Below are 16,310 nucleotides of genomic sequence, written 5' to 3' on the forward strand. Positions count from 1 at the left end.
ACACTGTTAAACCCATGAAACTGTTAAATCCATAAAAGGTATTATCTCAACATAATGGCATTTGTGGGCATAATAATATTATGCCCCTACGGTGAATATTTACTACTTCAATCTATCCATTGTGTTTTTTCTGTTATTAATATAACTTTGTTCATCTGGTTTAATTTTTAATGCTTTGTCATAAGATGCGATCGCCTCTTCATATCTTCTTAACCTATCTAAAGCTAACCCTCGGTTATGCCAAGCTTCATGATAATCTAGTTTAAATTCTAATGCTTTATCATAGGAAACGATCGCTTCTTGAAACCTTCCTAAACTCCATAAAGATATCCCTCGGTTATACCAAGCTTCATGATGATCAGGTTTAATTTCTAATGCTTTGTCATAAGATGCTATAACCTCTTCATGCCTTCCTAGATCATATAATACATACCCTCTATGAAACCAAGCATTAACATAATCAGGTTTCAATTCTAATGCTTTTTCGTAGGATGCGATCGCTTCTTCATGTTTTCCCGACTTTCTTAAATTTTCCCCCTTATTATATTCAGATATTGCTAACTTCTCCATTGTTTTTTTTCTGTTGTTGATATGCAGTTGTACATCAGGTTTAATTTCTAATGCTTTGTTGTATGATTCGATCGCCTCTTCATAATTTCCTAACTTATCTAACGCATTCCCTCGGTTATTCCAAACTTGATGAAAATCAGGTTTAATTTCTAATGCTTTGTCATAGTCTGGGATTGACTCTTCATACCTTCCTAAGTCATGTAAAGCATTCCCTCGGTTACACCAAGCTTCATGACAATCAGGCTTAATTTCTAATGCTTTGTTGTATGATAATATTGTCTCATCTAACTTTCCTAAATTAGATAAAGCTAACCCTCGGTTATTCCAAGCATTATAATAATCAGGTTTAATTTCTATTGCTTTGTCGTAGGATAAGATTGCTTCTTCACACCTTTCTAAGTCGCGTAAAATATCTCCTCGATACTTCCAAGCTTCATGAAAATCAGGGTTAATTTTTAATGCTTTGTCGTAGTCTGCGATCGCTTCTTCAAACTTTCCTAACTGTCTTAATTTTTCGGCTTTATCATATTCAGATACTGCTAACTTATTTATTACTTCTTGTCGCTTATTAATAGCTAATTGATAATCAGGTTTAAATTCTAATGCTTTGTCATAGCAGTAAATAGCAACTTCCAATCTTCCTGATCGTTTTAAAGCATTCCCTTTATTATACCAATAATCATAATTATCTGGTTTAATTTCTATTGCCTTATCAAAACAGATAATTGCTTCTTTGTTCTTTTCTAAGTTAAGTAATGCTATCCCTTTTCTATTCCAAGCTTGATGATAATCTGGTTTAATTTCTAAAGCTTGATCATAGTATTTTATGCTTTCTTCATCTCTTTCTAATAGTTTTGATACGTCACCTCTATTTTTCAATACTGTATATTTATCTAAGTTTTTGACAGTAACTAATAATGACCTATTTCCTGTATCCAAAAATTGACTTGTTTGATTTTTTATGTTTATTTCTATAGCTTTATCATAAGAATTAATAGCTTCTTCATATCTTGTCACCGCCTTTAAGATATGACCGTAAGAATTCCAAGAATGTGAGAAGTTTGATATTATTTCTATGGATTTACTATAAGAAGTAATTGCTTCCTCAACTTTTCCTAACAATTTTAAAGTATTTCCTCTATCGTACAAAATGTAAGACAAAGAAAGGCTAGAGGATTTTGATTTATTGTTTAATGCTTTGTCATAGCATACTATGGCCTCATCTAACCTTCCTAAGCTAGATAAAACATTCCCTCGGTTATGCCAAGCTTCATATTTATCCTGTTTAATTTCTATTGCTTTATTGTATGATGAGATGGCCTCATCTAACCTTCCTAAATTTTTAAAAGCTATGCCTCGATTATTCCAAGTATTATGTTTATTAGGTTTAATTTCTAAAGCTTTATTGTATGAAGCTATGGCCTCATCCAACCTTCCTAAGTCAGCTAACGCTAACCCTCGGTTATTCCAAGCTTGATGATCATCAGGTTCAATTTCTAAAGCTTGATCAAAGGAAGTGATCGCTTCTTCATATTTTTCCATTTTCATTAAAGCATTCCCTCGGTTATTCCAAGCTTTATTATCATCAGGTTTAATCTCAATTACTTTATCATAGCAAGCGATCGCCTCTTCATATTTTTTTGAATTGAATAACTGATTTCCTTGATTACCCCAACCTTGATAAGTTCTAGATTCAGGTCTTATAATAAATATTTTATAGTATGATTTGATTGTATTTTTTAATTTACCTGATCGTTTTAAAGCTATTGTTTTGTTATCCACAGCTTTCCATTGATATGGTTTAATTTCTAACACCTTATCCCAACAAGAAATCGCTTCTTCATGTCTTTCTAAATAATCTAAAGTTAACCCTAATTTATTCCAAATTTCATGATCATCAGACTTAATTTTTAATGCTTTCTGCCAAGATTGGATCGCAGCTTCATATCTTCCTAAACTTCTTAACCCATTTCCTCTACTATTCCAAGTCTCATATTTATTAGGTTGAAGACTTAAAGCTTTGTCCCAAGACAGAATTGCCTCATCTAGCTTTCCTAAATTTTTCAATGTATTTCCTTTATTATTCCAAGCATAATAATCATCTGGATTAATCTTTAAAGCCTTATCATAAGAAGCCATCGCTTGTTCATATTTGCGTAAACTGTTTAACCCATTTCCTCGTCTATACCAAATTTCCGATTGATTAGGCTTCAATTCTAATGCTTTATCATAAGATGAAATTGCTTGTTCATATTGTTCTAAATCTTGTAATGCTATTCCTCTATAAAACCAAGCTTCATGTTTATCTGGTTTAATATTTAAGACCTTATTATAACAAGCGATCGCTGCTTCGTATTTTTCTAACTCCAATAAATCATTTCCCTGATTATATTGATAGTTTTCCAAAGCATTTAACATATTTTTGCGACGTTCCCAAGTGTCTTCGTAATCTGGTTTAATGGCTAAAACTTTATCATAAGACCTAATTGCTTCCTCATATCTTTCCCATGACTCTAATATATTTCCTCGCTTAAACCATGTTTCATAATCATTAGGATTTGCTTGTAAAAATTTATCATAAGATCCAATTGCTTTCTCATACTTTTCCGACTCAAAAAATTGATTTCCTTGATTATATTGATACCTTACTAACTCCTCTAAAAGACTATTTTTTTTCTCCAATGCTTCTGGATAGTCTGGTTTAAGTTCAATAGCTTTGTCGTATGATTTTATTGCCTCTTCTTTCCTGTCTAACTTCTGACAATTATCACCTCTTTTTAACCAAGCTTGAGGATAATCACCATTGATAACTCGTAATTTATCATAGACACCAATCGCTTTTTCATATTGTCCTAACTTCTCCCACATATCACCTAAATTTAACCAAGCCTTAGCATAATTTTCTTTAATTTCAATTGCTTTTTCATAAGACTTTATCGCTTCTTCATTCCTCCCTAATCTTTTTAAAAGATTCCCTCTAACATTCCAAAGATAATAGTCATTCGGTTCAATTTCCAAAGCTTTATCATAAGACCAAATCATCTCTTCATCTCTTCCCAAACGACCTAACATATTTCCTCTATCACACCAAGCTTCATGACACTTAGGATTCAATTCTATTGCTTTCTCATAACTAGCGATCGCCTCTTCATATTTCCCCAAATCAGCTAATTTAAAACCTTGATTATACAATTCAATAGCCTTAAAAATATCCAAGGGTTTTAATAAGCGATTTAATAAACCTTTCTTAGGTTTAGATGCGATTTCAAATTCACTTTGGATTCGAGTATTTCTAGGTTTATCTGCTATTAATTTAGTTGAAATAGACACATATTTATTATACTTAATTTCGTCTAAAACTTCTGTTGCTGATATATATCTTTGTCGATAATCATAACGAATCATTCTATGTAAAATATCACCTAAATCATCACTAACATCAGCTAAATGTCGCCAATCAATTTCTCCTGTCTCTTTATTTTTATATTTTTCTTTTAAAACCCCTGGAAAAACTCCTGTTAATGCTTGAATTCCTATCATTCCTACTGCATAAATATCACTACTAAATTCAGGTTCTCCCATAGCTTGTTCACTTGGCATATATGCAGGTGTTCCAATAATAACCGTTTTAATTGTTTTACCAGTCTCTTTAACAATTGTTCCTACCTGTTTAACTGCCCCAAAATCAATTAATACTAACTCACCGCTTTGACGACGCATAATATTACCAGGTTTAATGTCACGGTGAATAACATTATTTCCATGAACATGAGTTAATATTTCCAGAATATCTATTAATAACTTTTTAACATCCGACTCACTATATTTTTTCCCTGAGTTTAACTCATTATCTAAATTTTCTCCATCAATAAACTCTTGAACCAAATAAAATTCTTTGTCTTCTTCAAAATAAGCAAACAATTTAGGAATTTGGGGATGTTTCCCTAATTTATCGATAATTTTTGCTTCTTTATAAAATAAACCTTTAGCAATCTCTAGATGAGCTTCATCATCAGGTTTTAACTGTTTTACCACACAGCTAGGTTCATCAGGAAGATGAGTATCTTTAGCTAAAAATGTTTCTCCAAAGCTACCACTTCCTAAAGGTTCAATGATTTGATAACGTTCCCCTATTTGTTGTCCCATCACTTCTGAAATTAAGCCAGTATTCTGTAATTTTAATTCAGCTTTTTTTCTTTTACAAGATTATATGACAGTTGTTAAATTCTCCCTATGCTAACCTAATTAAAAAGTTTAAGATATTCGCAGTCCCTCAAAATTACAATTATCAATTATCCATTGCCCATTATCCAGTAAACTATATAATTGGAACAATCGGAAGGAGTTAGCGAGTGGAACGCACATTTATCATGATTAAACCCGATGGGGTACAACGGGGACTGGTGGGTGAAGTCATCGGTCGTTTTGAAACCAAAGGGTTTACCCTAGTGGGACTAAAATTTATGTCAGTGTCCCGAGAATTAGCTGAAGAACATTACGATGTCCATAAAGAACGTCCTTTCTTTGGCAGTTTAGTTGATTTTATCTGTTCTTCTCCTGTTGTCGCTATGGTATGGGAAGGAGAAGGAGTTGTGGCCTCTGCACGGACATTGATTGGTGCAACTAACCCCTTATCTGCTGACCCTGGAACCATTCGCGGTGATTTTGGTGTTAGTGTCGGACGGAACTTAATTCATGGTTCTGATGCGATTGAAACCGCTCAAAAAGAGATTGCTCTTTGGTTTAGCGAAAAAGAGTTAGTCTCTTGGGAACCCACCGTTAACACCTGGTTATACGAATAAATATTAATCTAACATTTTTATTTAGGTGCGTCAAAAACGCACCTTTTTTGCGCCGAATTAAACCCTATTGTTAAAGACGGGGTCTTATCCCATTAAAATAACATTATCAATGACATGAATGACTCCATTATCTGCTTCCACATCGGCAGCAATAACGGTGGCATTTTTAACTTCAAAACCGTCAGAACAATCAATAGAAATGGGAGAACCTTCTAAAGAAATAACAGAATTAACTTTAGCTAAATCTGCTTTCATTAGTTTACCTGCAACCACATGATATGTTAAAATACGCGCTAGTTGCGGTACATTTTGGACTAATGTTTGAATGGTTCCAGGAGGTAGTTTAGCAAAGGCAGCATCATTGGGGGCAAAAACTGTAAAAGGGCCTTCTCCTTTTAAAGCATCTACTAAATTAGCTGCTTTTACCGCAGTAACCAAGGTTTCAAAACCTTCTGTATTCACGGCAATATCAACAATATCAGGCATCTTTTTAAGCTCACTTTTGATCATCCTTTTTATTGATTATAAACTAAGAGTGACCTAAAATTATTATTGTTTTCTAATTTATCAATTTTATAATATTTAATCGGTTAAGGAGATTACTTGTTTACTTGGAATGACCATTAATAGAAGATTCTTCGTTTCTTCAGAATTAAACTTATATATGAGATTCGCAGTTCTCTCAGAATGAAAATTTAAAAGACAAATTTTTCTAGTATTTCTACGATCGCAGTTTTTAAAAGTATTCAAGATAATCTAAACATGCTAAACTAAAGTGTGTTCTATATTAGCTAATTTGAAATGTTTTCTAAAGACAATCTTTTTGCTGTTTCTTTATTTCCCTATTTGGGTTTTTTATGGTTTCTCTCTCGTTCTCCAGAAACTCCCCGTTTAGCTTTAATTGGTTTCTATGTTTTATTAGTATTTGTTGCTGTAACTATTCCTGCTGGAATTTATGCTAGAGTTCACTATGGTGCAGAATTAGCTAATGTTGATTGGTTACATGGTAGCGCAGAATCTTTCTTAACTTTATCTAATATTTTAGTTGCTTTGGGTTTCCGTCAAGGAATTATAGAATATCAGAAGAAACAAGAAGAAACACAAACGAATGATTAACCAAGACTGATAATTTTTTTAACAGGGATAACTACATTTGTCAAACATAAAGGAGTAATATTTCACTCAGTTAGAGTTAATTCTGTTGTATAATTTCCTTGATCTAAATCTCTAAATACTTTTAGTTGGTTATTGTTTAAATCAACCATCCAATATTTTTTTTCTTTGTTTAATCTCTAAAGTCAAATTGTCTATCAATCGCAAACAATCCCGAATTTTTATGAATTATTTAAGTCATTTGTATCTTGATAAGATTCTATAGTAACTTTCTTGAGACAGTTATGAGCATACAATGTGACAATTATTAAACTGTCCCCCATCTATTGAATTTCAAAAGTTATGACTCTACGATTGTATTATATCGATAATTAATCGATACTATGTGGTGTGAGTGAGTTAGTAGAAAAACACTTGGGGTCGAAACACGGCAAGACTCCCGAGTGTTTTTCTCGTTTTAATCAAAAAACTCTAAAAAAATCATGTATCTTAACAATTTTAAGACAGATGACAATCAAAACTAAAGATTAAAAAGTGGTGAGCAAGTTTGGAAAATCTCTTGATTAGCCGAAAAATTAAATCTCTTGCCCACTCTACAAACTAAATTCTACCCACAGTCCCTATTTAATCAACTTTTCAGCTTTATTTTACTGGCATTGGAAGTTGAGACTTGGAAGAATAATTGAGTTGTGTTGTGAACTTCTCGAGATTTTCTGGTCGATAGTTAGGGTTATCTTGCCAACGTTTCTTGACACTTTCGTGCAGATCAGCAAAATTATCCGTGGTTATCTCACGACCTGGGTTTCCCAAAATATTCCATGAAAGGGGACTCAATATCTTCCAGAGTAATGAGGATGTATCATTCATCGGTGCCATATAATTGGGGCTAACTCCCCTAACGATTGTTCCATTAATGGGATGGGTAACAAGACCGCGATCTAGTGATAATCCTAACCTTTCAACTTGTTCCATCATCCAATCCAAAGCACCATCGGATAATCCCCGTTCACTTGAACCACCACCCACATCACCATGAGTACCAGGAAACCAAACCTGAGTTACGTTTTGGCTAGGTTCCATCAGGGTTACGTCAAAAACGTGGCGATTTTCATCAATGGCAACCGCATGGAAGGCGTTTTCAACCATAGAATTAACCTTGTGATCATGAAAACTATGTCCTTCATTGATTATTTCATCTAAGGGTAGAGAACTAATCAGATCGGGAATGCCTAAAGAAGCAACGGTATCCCAACAACATAACGCTTTAATGGGAACTTGATATTTATCTGGACTGCCATGTGCATATTCTTGGCGAAATTCCCTCGCCGTTTTCCCTTGCGGTTTTTTATGCTCATTGAGCCGATCACGATAAATCTCATAGGCTTTTGGTATTTGTCGGATATTTTCTCGTTTTAAGAGACCGCTATTATAAATTAATCCGGCTAAAGAGCGAACAGTGTAAGCACCACGACTAAAACCAAAGAGATAAATTTCGTCTTCTGGTTGATAATTTAGACAAAGAAAATGATAAGCATCCAAAATTTTGTAGTCAATTCCCAAGCCGAAAGCTCCTCCTAAGAATTGAATCGGCAGGTCTATTGCTTTTCCTGCTGCTTGCATCCAAGTATCTATTGCGTTACTTTCTATGTTATTAATTTGTTTTGCCCCAATTCCTTCGTCATAGTAGACAATTTGAGGAATATTCTCAACATCATCTATCGGTTTTATGGCTTGAGCTATTTTAACCACATTGGTCGGATAGCCTTTAGATAAATCTTGCCACGTACCATCACAACAGACAATAAGACGGTTTTTCATAATAACTAACCTCCTGCTTCTGTATCGTTCTAGAAGAGTTGAAAAAACAAATTTATTTGTTCTAGTTCCATTATTACAAGAGTTTTTAATTATCAAGGCAAGAAAGAAGCAAAAATTAACGACATCAACAATGATATTGTAGGGGTCAACGGACGTTGACCCCTACCAGAACGTATTATTTTTCCCGAATAAAAGGGGAGTCCCCTGCTTTGTTAGGGTGGAGATGCTGGAGCAAAAAATCAACGGTGGTTTGGTTGAGCCAACCTTTGAATACTGCTAAAGCCCCTATTCTCATCCACATTCTCCCTTGTCCCTGTTCTGCTAAAATGTCACTAAGTTGATGGTCATCGATTAAGCCCGCTTCTCTTAGATAGTAGCCTAAAGATTGGGGAGTTCCTTGTTGAGCTTGTTGGATAACCTTTTCCCACTCCTCAGCGAAAAAATCGGCGGTTTGTTGTTTAATCCAACCTTTTTGAGCTAAAATCTCCCCTAGACGGCGTTGAGGATTATTCTTTTGTTCTTTGAGTGCCGTCTCAAGCTGATAGTGACTGATAAGTTTGGCCTCTTGTAAGATAGTTCCTAAACGTTTTTTTGTCTGTGCTTTAGACATGAAACTTCCTCTCTGCCAGTAATTTTACTCCTTTACCCTATTATTCCCAAATTTGTCTGGTTAGTTTCACTGAGAAGAAATTTTATTTAGACACTACATACAATAGAAGTTTGAGCAGCATCCAGTTCTTGACAAATGAACTTTTTAATGCTCTGTAACACATCAAAGCCACCGTCTTTTAACCATTGGGGTGCATTCTCTTCTCTTTGTACGTTATACACACAATCAGCCCGAATTGTCCACTGTGCAATTCTTTCGGCTTTTTCGGCTTCAATTCCTCGATAAATCAGTTGTTCTTTGAACCAGTCTCGACTACTACTGGTGAGAAAAATGACCCGAATGGAACAGTGTTTTGCATATTTTTCTTGAGGGGTTCCAAAGGATAAAATCCCCACTAATAAGTATAGGAATTCTCGGGAGACAAAATCTAGGGGATATTCTTTCAAAGCTAGGGTAAAATCCGTTAGAGAAATATTGCAGCTATCGTCACGACAGCGTGCATTTAGATTAGCATCAATGACTGCGATCGCATTATTAATTAGGCCTTTAACTTCTTTGGTTTCAGGAGATAATTCCTCAAAAAAAGTAAAAGCATTCTCTAATACTTGACTAATAACATCTCTGGGCAATTCTACAAAGCTCATCATGGCTTTTACCTACCTTATGGTGTGACTGATAAGAACTTTTATGCTCCCTACCTATTAGTATAAACCTATTTGTTTTTTGCAGTGTTTATTTTTGATAATTATTCATTAAAAAACATTAATCTTAATTTTTCCTTGATCTAAATCAGTATCATAATTATTCCTTATTTTTCAAGATGAACAAAGTTAATTTTAATGCTGACAAAAGTTATGGTATTGCGACGGAAGAAAATATCTGAAGCATTTAAAAAATTTTTTCCCTTGATAATTTGTTTTTTGAGGCTAAACTGTTTTAAAATAAGAATGCCAAATTTTATGAGAATCATTTGAGTTATCCTATGTTAAATCCAACTCAACCAGAACATTTTCAAATTGAGTATTTAGAACCCCTTGAAACAAGAAAGGACTCAAAAAAATCCTGGGGACAAGATATAAAAGAAGGGTTGAGTCAACGTCCTAAAACTATACCAGCTAAATATTTTTATGACGATCAAGGATCTCAATTATTTGAACAAATTTGTGAGCTACCAGAATACTATCCTACTAGAACAGAGGCTAGTATTTTAAGACAATATGCTGAGGAAATTGTTCAAATTACAGGTATTTGTGAATTGGTGGAATTAGGAAGTGGGAGTTCTACCAAGACTCGCTTACTATTAGATGCTTATCATCAGGAAAATGAGGTATTCAAATATATGCCTATTGATGTCAGTGCAGGAATTCTTAAAGAAAGTGCTATCCAATTAAAACAAGATTATAATTCCTTACAAATTAAAGGATTGGTTGGAACTTATGAGCAAGCATTAACTCAATTAAAACCCAGTGCTTGGCCAGCAAGAATGCTCTTCTTTTTAGGAAGTTCAATCGGCAATTTCAGTGAGAGTGATTATGATAATTTCCTAAACAAAATTGCAGAGGTTTTAGAAAATGGAGATTATTTTTTATTAGGAATAGATTTACAAAAGCCCAAATCTACTTTAGAAGCAGCTTATAATGATAGTCAAGGAGTAACGGCTGCTTTTAACTTAAATATGCTGACTCATTTAAACAATAAATTTGAGGGTAACTTTGATATAGATAATTTTAAACATGAAGCTATTTATAACCAAGATAAAAAGCAAATTGAAATGTATTTATTGTCTGAAAAAGAACAAGAAATAAGTCTAAAAAAACTTGAATTAAAGGTAAAATTACAAAAAGGAGAAAAAATATTGACAGAAATTTCTCGTAAGTTTGATGTGGAGAAAACTAAGGATAAATTAGAGTCTAAACAATTAAAAAATCTTAAAGTATTCACGGATGAAAATCAATGGTTTGCTTTAATCCTTTGCCAAGTTGTAAAATAAGCAGTAAAACAACCTTCTAGGCTGTAACAAATTGTCTGCTTATGTTACAGCATGAAAAAATAAGTGCCTGGACAAAAATAAACTTTACAGTTGAGAAGAGGCAGGAGGCAGGAGTAAGGCTAAAACTATATTTACATAAGTTAATACAGTGCTGTTTACTTATGTCCGACTACTTAAAATGTACATTTTTTATCAACAGTAACTAGAAATTATCATGTCATCTCTTAAATCTCAATTACCCCTTTTTCTTGATAGCTTTTCTCACGATTCACTAATCAATTACTTTCAAAATAGTTGGGAATTGGAAGACATACTAATGAAGAGTATTATCGATGATGAAACATTTTATCTTAATCCCGATCCCTTAAGAAATCCCTTAATTTTTTATTTGGGTCATTCGGCAGCATTTTATATTAATAAGTTAATTCAAGTTGAGTTATTAGAAATAGGAATTAATTCCGATTATGAAATATTATTTGAATTTGGGGTTGATCCAGAAAATGCAGAAGAATTAAACCAAGCAATTTCTCATATTAATTGGCCAAAAGTTGCGGATATTTGGCAATATCGAAGTACAGCTTATGAAGTTATTTTAGAAGTGATTAAAAATGTGTCTTTGGAGCTTCCTGTTGATCAAAAACATCCCCTTTGGTCCTTAATGATGGGGATGGAGCATCAAAGAATTCACTTTGAAACATCTTCCATGTTATTTAGACAAATTACCACAGAAAAACTAGAAAAACCCCAAGGATGGCAATATGCACCTTCTCAACAAGTTACTAACAATAATGACATGATTTTAGTGGCAGGAGGTCATGTTAAACTAGGCAAAGCTAAAGATAATCCTTTGTATGGATGGGACTGTGAATATGGCGATCTAATGGTTAAAGTTGAGCCATTTTTTGCCAGTAAATATTTAATTACCAATGCAGAATTTCAGAAATTTGTCAATAGTAAAGGTTACGAAAATCAAGCTTATTGGAATAAAAAATCTTGGCAATGGAAAGAACAAAATAAGATAAAAAATCCTAAATTTTGGCGATTAGATAATGGAGAATATTACTATCGTGCTATGTTTGATGAAATACCTTTACCCTTAGATTGGCCTGTAGAAGTTAATTATTACGAAGCTATGGCCTATTGTCGTTGGCAAGGAAAAGAAACAAGATTGATGAGTGAAGCAGAATGGAATTTAGCTACTTATGGAACGAATAATAACTATCAAGTGGACATGGAAGAGGTAAAAGATTATAATCTTAACTTGAAGTTCGGTTCACCAAGTCCAGTGGGGTTATTAAAAACAGCCCAAAGCCACTCAGGGTTATGGGACTTAAGGGGCAATGTTTGGGAATGGTTAGAGGAAGATTTTAAACCACTACCAGGGTTTGAACCTCATATTCTTTATGAAGATAATTCTGCACCTTTTTTCGATAATAACCATAAAATGATGTTAGGGGGGGCTTGGGTAACTCAAGGAACAGAAACCTTAAAATATTATCGTAATTGGTTCCGTCCTAACTTTTATCAACACGCAGGTTTTAGGATTGTTAAGAATTAACAGTGAACAGTGAACAGTGAACAGTGAACAGTGAACAGCGAACAGTTACCAAAAAAAGGTTTAAATCTTCTCCTTTCAAGGGGGTTACAAGAAAAATATTCCTTGTTTTAAATCTTCAATTTTAGGGAACTTTCACAAGTCAAAAATTGCAAAAATTGTAACTATTCAGCTAAAAGATGAAAGCGGTAAAGCATTAGTTTAATTCTCTAAAGTTTCTCAAGCTCAAATCTCCCTTTTTATGCGTTATTTTTAATCTTATGGCTGATAGCTGATAGCTGAATGCTTACCAAAAATTAGACGTAAAAAGTCACTCATCTTTACCTCTTCTTAAAGTAAAATAATTTATAAAGAAAGATTCTTTAATTCTAAATTCTGATTATTGCCTTGATATTACAGCCATGAATCAATTTTTCCAGTCAACTAAAAATTTTTTCACAAATAAATTGCCACTAAAAAAAATACCCCAATTGTTTCAAGTTAGTGATGCACAAATGGCAGAAATTTTAGAAACTGTCAGGGAAAAATTACCAACTACTGAAGCCATTTTAATTGGTAAAACCCAATCAGGAAAAAGTTCAATTGTTAGAGGATTAACCGGGGTTTCAGCCGAAATTGTTGGTCAAGGATTTCGTCCCCATACTAAACATACTAACCAATATGCCTATCCCAACGACGACTTACCTTTACTCATTTTTACCGATACAGTTGGGTTGGGTGACGTACAGCAAAATACCGATTCTATTATTCAAGAATTAACCGATAAATTACAAGAATCCAATCACCAGGCTAGAGTTGTTATTTTAACCGTTAAAATTAATGACTTTGCCACAGAAACCCTAGCTACAGTAGCCAAAAAATTGCGTCAACTATCACCAAAAATTCCCTATCTTTTGGTGATTACTTCTCTTCATGAAATTTATCCCTCCCAAACCGAAAATCATCCCGCTTATCCTCCCAATTTTGAAGACATTAATCGGGCGTTTAACCATCTCAAAGACGACTTTCAGGGACTTTATGATGATGCCATTCTCATTGATTTTACCCTAGAAGAAGACGGCTACACTCCCGTTTTTTATGGCTTAGAAACCCTCAGAGATACTATAGCGCAACAGTTACCCGAAGCAGAATCTGTAGCCATTTATCAACTTCTCGAAGGAGAAACTAGCCAAAAAATCGGTAATCTTTATCGGGATGTTGCTCGCCGTTATATTTGGGCCTTTTCCGTCGCAGCAGCTACCTTAGCAGCCGTTCCCTTACCTTTTGCTACTATGCCGGTATTAACCACCTTACAAGTGTCTCAGATAACATTATTAGGCAAACTCTACGGGCAAATTTTGACCCCATCCCAAGCCGGTGGCATCGTCAGTGCCATCGCCGGAGGGTTTTTAGCCCAGTCTATTGGAAGAGAATTAATTAAGTTTATTCCTGGTTTGGGCAGTATTATTGCTGCTTCTTGGGCAGGGGCTTATACTTGGGCTTTGGGGGAAGGGGCCTGTGTTTATTTTGGGGATTTAATGGGGGGAAAAAAACCCAATCCTGCTCAAATTCAAACGGTGATGCAAGAGGCTTTTAAACAGGCACAAAATCGCTTTAAAAAACCGCGCAGTTGAATGAAGTCAGAAGTCCCTCATTAACCTGAGTTCAATATAAGGAAATTTATAGACAACTGGTCAAAATCAAGAGTCTTAAACCCTGATTATCTCATAGAAAAAACTTCTACTGCGAACTCCGAACTCAGGTCACTACGTAGGACGCGCTATCGCACAGAGACGAAAGATGTGCGGAATGTGGGATACTAAACTAAATTTCATCTAAACTAAATTTCATTAATACTAATTAAAAGGCCATTTTTTAGCCTTAATTGATAAGAAATTCTAATGCAGAATAGGCTATACTATGAACAACTAATCTATAAATAACCCGTTCTCAACAACTATGGCACTTAAAAAACAATTTTCTACTTTTGAGGAAATGTTCTCTAGCTCAAATGTTCCCATTCTTATTGATTTTTATGCAACTTGGTGCGGTCCTTGTCAAATGATGTCTCCCATCCTAGAACAAGTGGGAACCCAAATGAGAAATCGCTTACAAGTTATTAAAATTGACACAGATAAGTATCCAGGCATTGCCTCTAAATATGGTATTCAATCTTTACCAACTTTGATGTTATTTAAAGAAGGACAACCAGTAGAGAAGTTTGAAGGTGTTATGCAAGCTTCTCAATTGATACAACATCTTAATCTTTTGGTTTAAGCAAAAAACAAAAAGCGTGAGGAGTTGACAAAAGAACTTAATTATGATACACAATATTCTTTAACTTCTCTAGTATAGGAGTTGTGAATTTGAGCATAATAATTGAGGATTTCCTCAAGTCGCTGTTTTTCTAAGGCAGAAAGTGTGGGAGGATAAGCTATTTTTAAATGATCAATTTGACTTTGCTCATAATCAAACTGTTGAGACTGTTGAGAAATCAACTCAGTGGTAACTCCTTCAATTTGAGATAAATGGGCAGCCAATTCCCGATAAATTGCCAAGGGTAAACAAGGATAAGTGATTTTTTCTTGTGTGTGTGTCACTGTTTTTACATACTTTAAAAATTTTTTTAAGACCAATCAGTTAAGGTGATTGTTACGTCTTCTTTGTTACGACCTCGAAGACCCAGTTCTGACTTCTGACTTTGATCATTTGCTCCTACACGACCATCAAATTCAGCTTTAACACCAGGTTCTAAGGTATACGTTGCAGCTAGTTCAACCGTCATACTGTTAATGACTTTGTTGGTTTCTTTTTCCACAATTTGTAAGATTATAGTGGAAACTTTTACTGTTTTCCTACCATTATTACATAAGATACCGTTAATTAATGGATTAGGTGTGTCTTCACCCGTTAACTCAACTTGTTCTAAAATCAAGTTTTTAACAATTCCAAAGCCATTGGGACCAGCCGGTGCAGGAATTTGAGGTTTACCTGCTGTTGGTTGAGGTGTTCCATCTGTATTGGGTGCTACAGGAGTAGGCGGTTCTACGGGTTCCTCTGCTGGCTCTCCCACTCCACGAGTAACCTCTAAACCGTATTGTTCCAGTACAATCGAAGGCTTGTCACCGGCCACATTAATTGCTTTAACTATTATCTGTCCATTGGAAAGACTCGCACCCACAGTAACTTGACGAGCAACATTTTCATTAGGGGCTTTGACAATAGCCACTGGGGTTCCTTGGAGTTGCATGACCCCTGACACCACAACACCTCTCGCTTCGTTGGGAACGGGTAAAATGGGATCAAGTAAGGGAGGCAGTCCCATATCAGAAACAGGCGTGTTTGTATCTGGGGCTTGAGCGACGGTAGTTGGCGGTATTTTTACCTCTTCTAGCATACAAAGTCTTTCGGGATCACCAACGTTATTTTCGGCGGTTTTTTCCCGAATAACAGGTTTAACAGGGATAACAGCAAAGGGGTTATTTCTTCCTGGTTTAATTTCCCTTCTCCTGTCACTAGGAGGTGTTGAGGGGATTAAACCTCCAGCAGCTGGAGGTTGAGACGCGCTAGGAGTAGGTGTTTCGTCAAAGACTTCCTCGGGTTTTTCTTCAGGGGGTTGGGGGGGCTGTGCCACGGGAGGATCTTCTGAAGAGTCTTGTGATCCCTGAAAAAGACCACATCCTCCCAAGGTTAGAGCCATGTAGCTCAGCAGTAACATTGATGGGACTTTTTTGACCATGATTATCAGGCAATTGATTACTCTACAATGTTAACCTGCTTATCTCAAAATGTCGGATTGAAGACCCTAGGTTTTACCGACGGGATGAAAATCTGACCAATACATAAACCTATACTTGGTGCGCGTGCTGGTTC

14 protein-coding genes are annotated in these 16,310 nt (G+C 34.9%); 6 read left to right on the forward strand and 8 right to left on the reverse strand.

Annotated elements, in window-relative coordinates:
- Nucleotides 1–102 precede the first annotated feature (102 nt).
- Nucleotides 103–4,716: a tetratricopeptide repeat protein gene (locus QNJ66_RS03050; protein WP_300502919.1), complete on the reverse strand. Its 4,614-nt coding sequence runs from the start codon at nt 4,714–4,716 to the stop codon at nt 103–105.
- 206 nt (nt 4,717–4,922) lie between these two features.
- On the opposite strand from QNJ66_RS03050, the gene ndk reads away from it, so the two are divergent.
- Nucleotides 4,923–5,372, forward strand: coding sequence for a nucleoside-diphosphate kinase (gene ndk / locus QNJ66_RS03055; protein ID WP_300502920.1), 450 nt, complete (start codon nt 4,923–4,925; stop codon nt 5,370–5,372).
- An 84-nt stretch (nt 5,373–5,456) separates the two neighbouring features.
- On the opposite strand, the gene QNJ66_RS03060 is transcribed toward ndk, so the two are convergent.
- Nucleotides 5,457–5,858 carry a fasciclin domain-containing protein gene (locus QNJ66_RS03060; protein WP_300502922.1) on the reverse strand — a complete coding sequence of 134 codons (402 nt, stop codon included), beginning with the start codon at nt 5,856–5,858 and terminating at the stop codon, nt 5,457–5,459.
- A 315-nt stretch (nt 5,859–6,173) separates the two neighbouring features.
- On the opposite strand from QNJ66_RS03060, the gene QNJ66_RS03065 reads away from it, so the two are divergent.
- Nucleotides 6,174–6,488: a DUF3593 domain-containing protein gene (locus QNJ66_RS03065; RefSeq protein WP_300502924.1), complete on the forward strand. Its 315-nt coding sequence runs from the start codon at nt 6,174–6,176 to the stop codon at nt 6,486–6,488.
- 639 nt (nt 6,489–7,127) lie between these two features.
- Here QNJ66_RS03065 and QNJ66_RS03070 read toward each other — a convergent pair.
- The 4 genes from QNJ66_RS03070 to QNJ66_RS03085 all read right to left on the reverse strand — a co-directional run bounded on the left by QNJ66_RS03070 (nt 7,128) and on the right by QNJ66_RS03085 (nt 9,883).
- Entirely contained in the window at nt 7,128–8,303 is a 1,176-nt protein-coding gene (locus tag QNJ66_RS03070; protein ID WP_300502926.1) for a DUF2235 domain-containing protein, read from the reverse strand.
- A gap of 175 nt (nt 8,304–8,478) precedes the next feature.
- Entirely contained in the window at nt 8,479–8,913 is a 435-nt protein-coding gene (locus QNJ66_RS03075; RefSeq protein ID WP_300502928.1) for a hypothetical protein, read from the reverse strand.
- Between the two features lie 86 nt (nt 8,914–8,999).
- Nucleotides 9,000–9,560 carry a hypothetical protein gene (locus tag QNJ66_RS03080; RefSeq protein ID WP_300502930.1) on the reverse strand — a complete coding sequence of 187 codons (561 nt, stop codon included), beginning with the start codon at nt 9,558–9,560 and terminating at the stop codon, nt 9,000–9,002.
- Nucleotides 9,561–9,721: 161 nt separating this feature from the next.
- On the reverse strand, nt 9,722–9,883 hold the full coding sequence (locus QNJ66_RS03085) for a hypothetical protein (RefSeq protein WP_300502932.1): 162 nt from the start codon (nt 9,881–9,883) through the stop codon (nt 9,722–9,724).
- A gap of 12 nt (nt 9,884–9,895) precedes the next feature.
- Here QNJ66_RS03085 and egtD point away from each other — a divergent pair, with 12 nt between their 5' ends.
- From egtD to trxA, 4 genes are all read left to right on the forward strand, one after another.
- Entirely contained in the window at nt 9,896–10,903 is a 1,008-nt protein-coding gene (gene egtD, locus QNJ66_RS03090; RefSeq protein WP_300502934.1) for an L-histidine N(alpha)-methyltransferase, read from the forward strand.
- 214 nt (nt 10,904–11,117) lie between these two features.
- A complete protein-coding gene (gene ovoA, locus QNJ66_RS03095; RefSeq protein WP_300502936.1) occupies nt 11,118–12,461 on the forward strand; it encodes a 5-histidylcysteine sulfoxide synthase in 1,344 nt (447 codons plus the stop codon).
- Between the two features lie 398 nt (nt 12,462–12,859).
- The gene (locus QNJ66_RS03100) at nt 12,860–14,071 is read left to right on the forward strand and encodes a GTPase (protein ID WP_300502938.1); all 1,212 of its coding nucleotides are present in this window, start codon (nt 12,860–12,862) and stop codon (nt 14,069–14,071) included.
- 325 nt (nt 14,072–14,396) lie between these two features.
- Complete coding sequence (gene trxA, locus QNJ66_RS03105; protein ID WP_300502939.1) at nt 14,397–14,714, forward strand: thioredoxin; 318 nt, start codon at nt 14,397–14,399, stop codon at nt 14,712–14,714.
- 41 nt (nt 14,715–14,755) lie between these two features.
- Here the strand turns inward: trxA and QNJ66_RS03110 are convergent, their stop codons facing one another.
- Together QNJ66_RS03110 and QNJ66_RS03115 are read right to left on the reverse strand one after the other, a co-directional pair.
- On the reverse strand, nt 14,756–15,037 hold the full coding sequence (locus QNJ66_RS03110; protein ID WP_300502941.1) for a hypothetical protein: 282 nt from the start codon (nt 15,035–15,037) through the stop codon (nt 14,756–14,758).
- Between the two features lie 26 nt (nt 15,038–15,063).
- The gene (locus QNJ66_RS03115; protein ID WP_300502943.1) at nt 15,064–16,176 is read right to left on the reverse strand and encodes a hypothetical protein; all 1,113 of its coding nucleotides are present in this window, start codon (nt 16,174–16,176) and stop codon (nt 15,064–15,066) included.
- Nucleotides 16,177–16,310 lie beyond the last annotated feature (134 nt).

This window comes from Crocosphaera sp. (assembly GCF_030064895.1).
Classification (GTDB): domain Bacteria; phylum Cyanobacteriota; class Cyanobacteriia; order Cyanobacteriales; family Microcystaceae; genus Crocosphaera.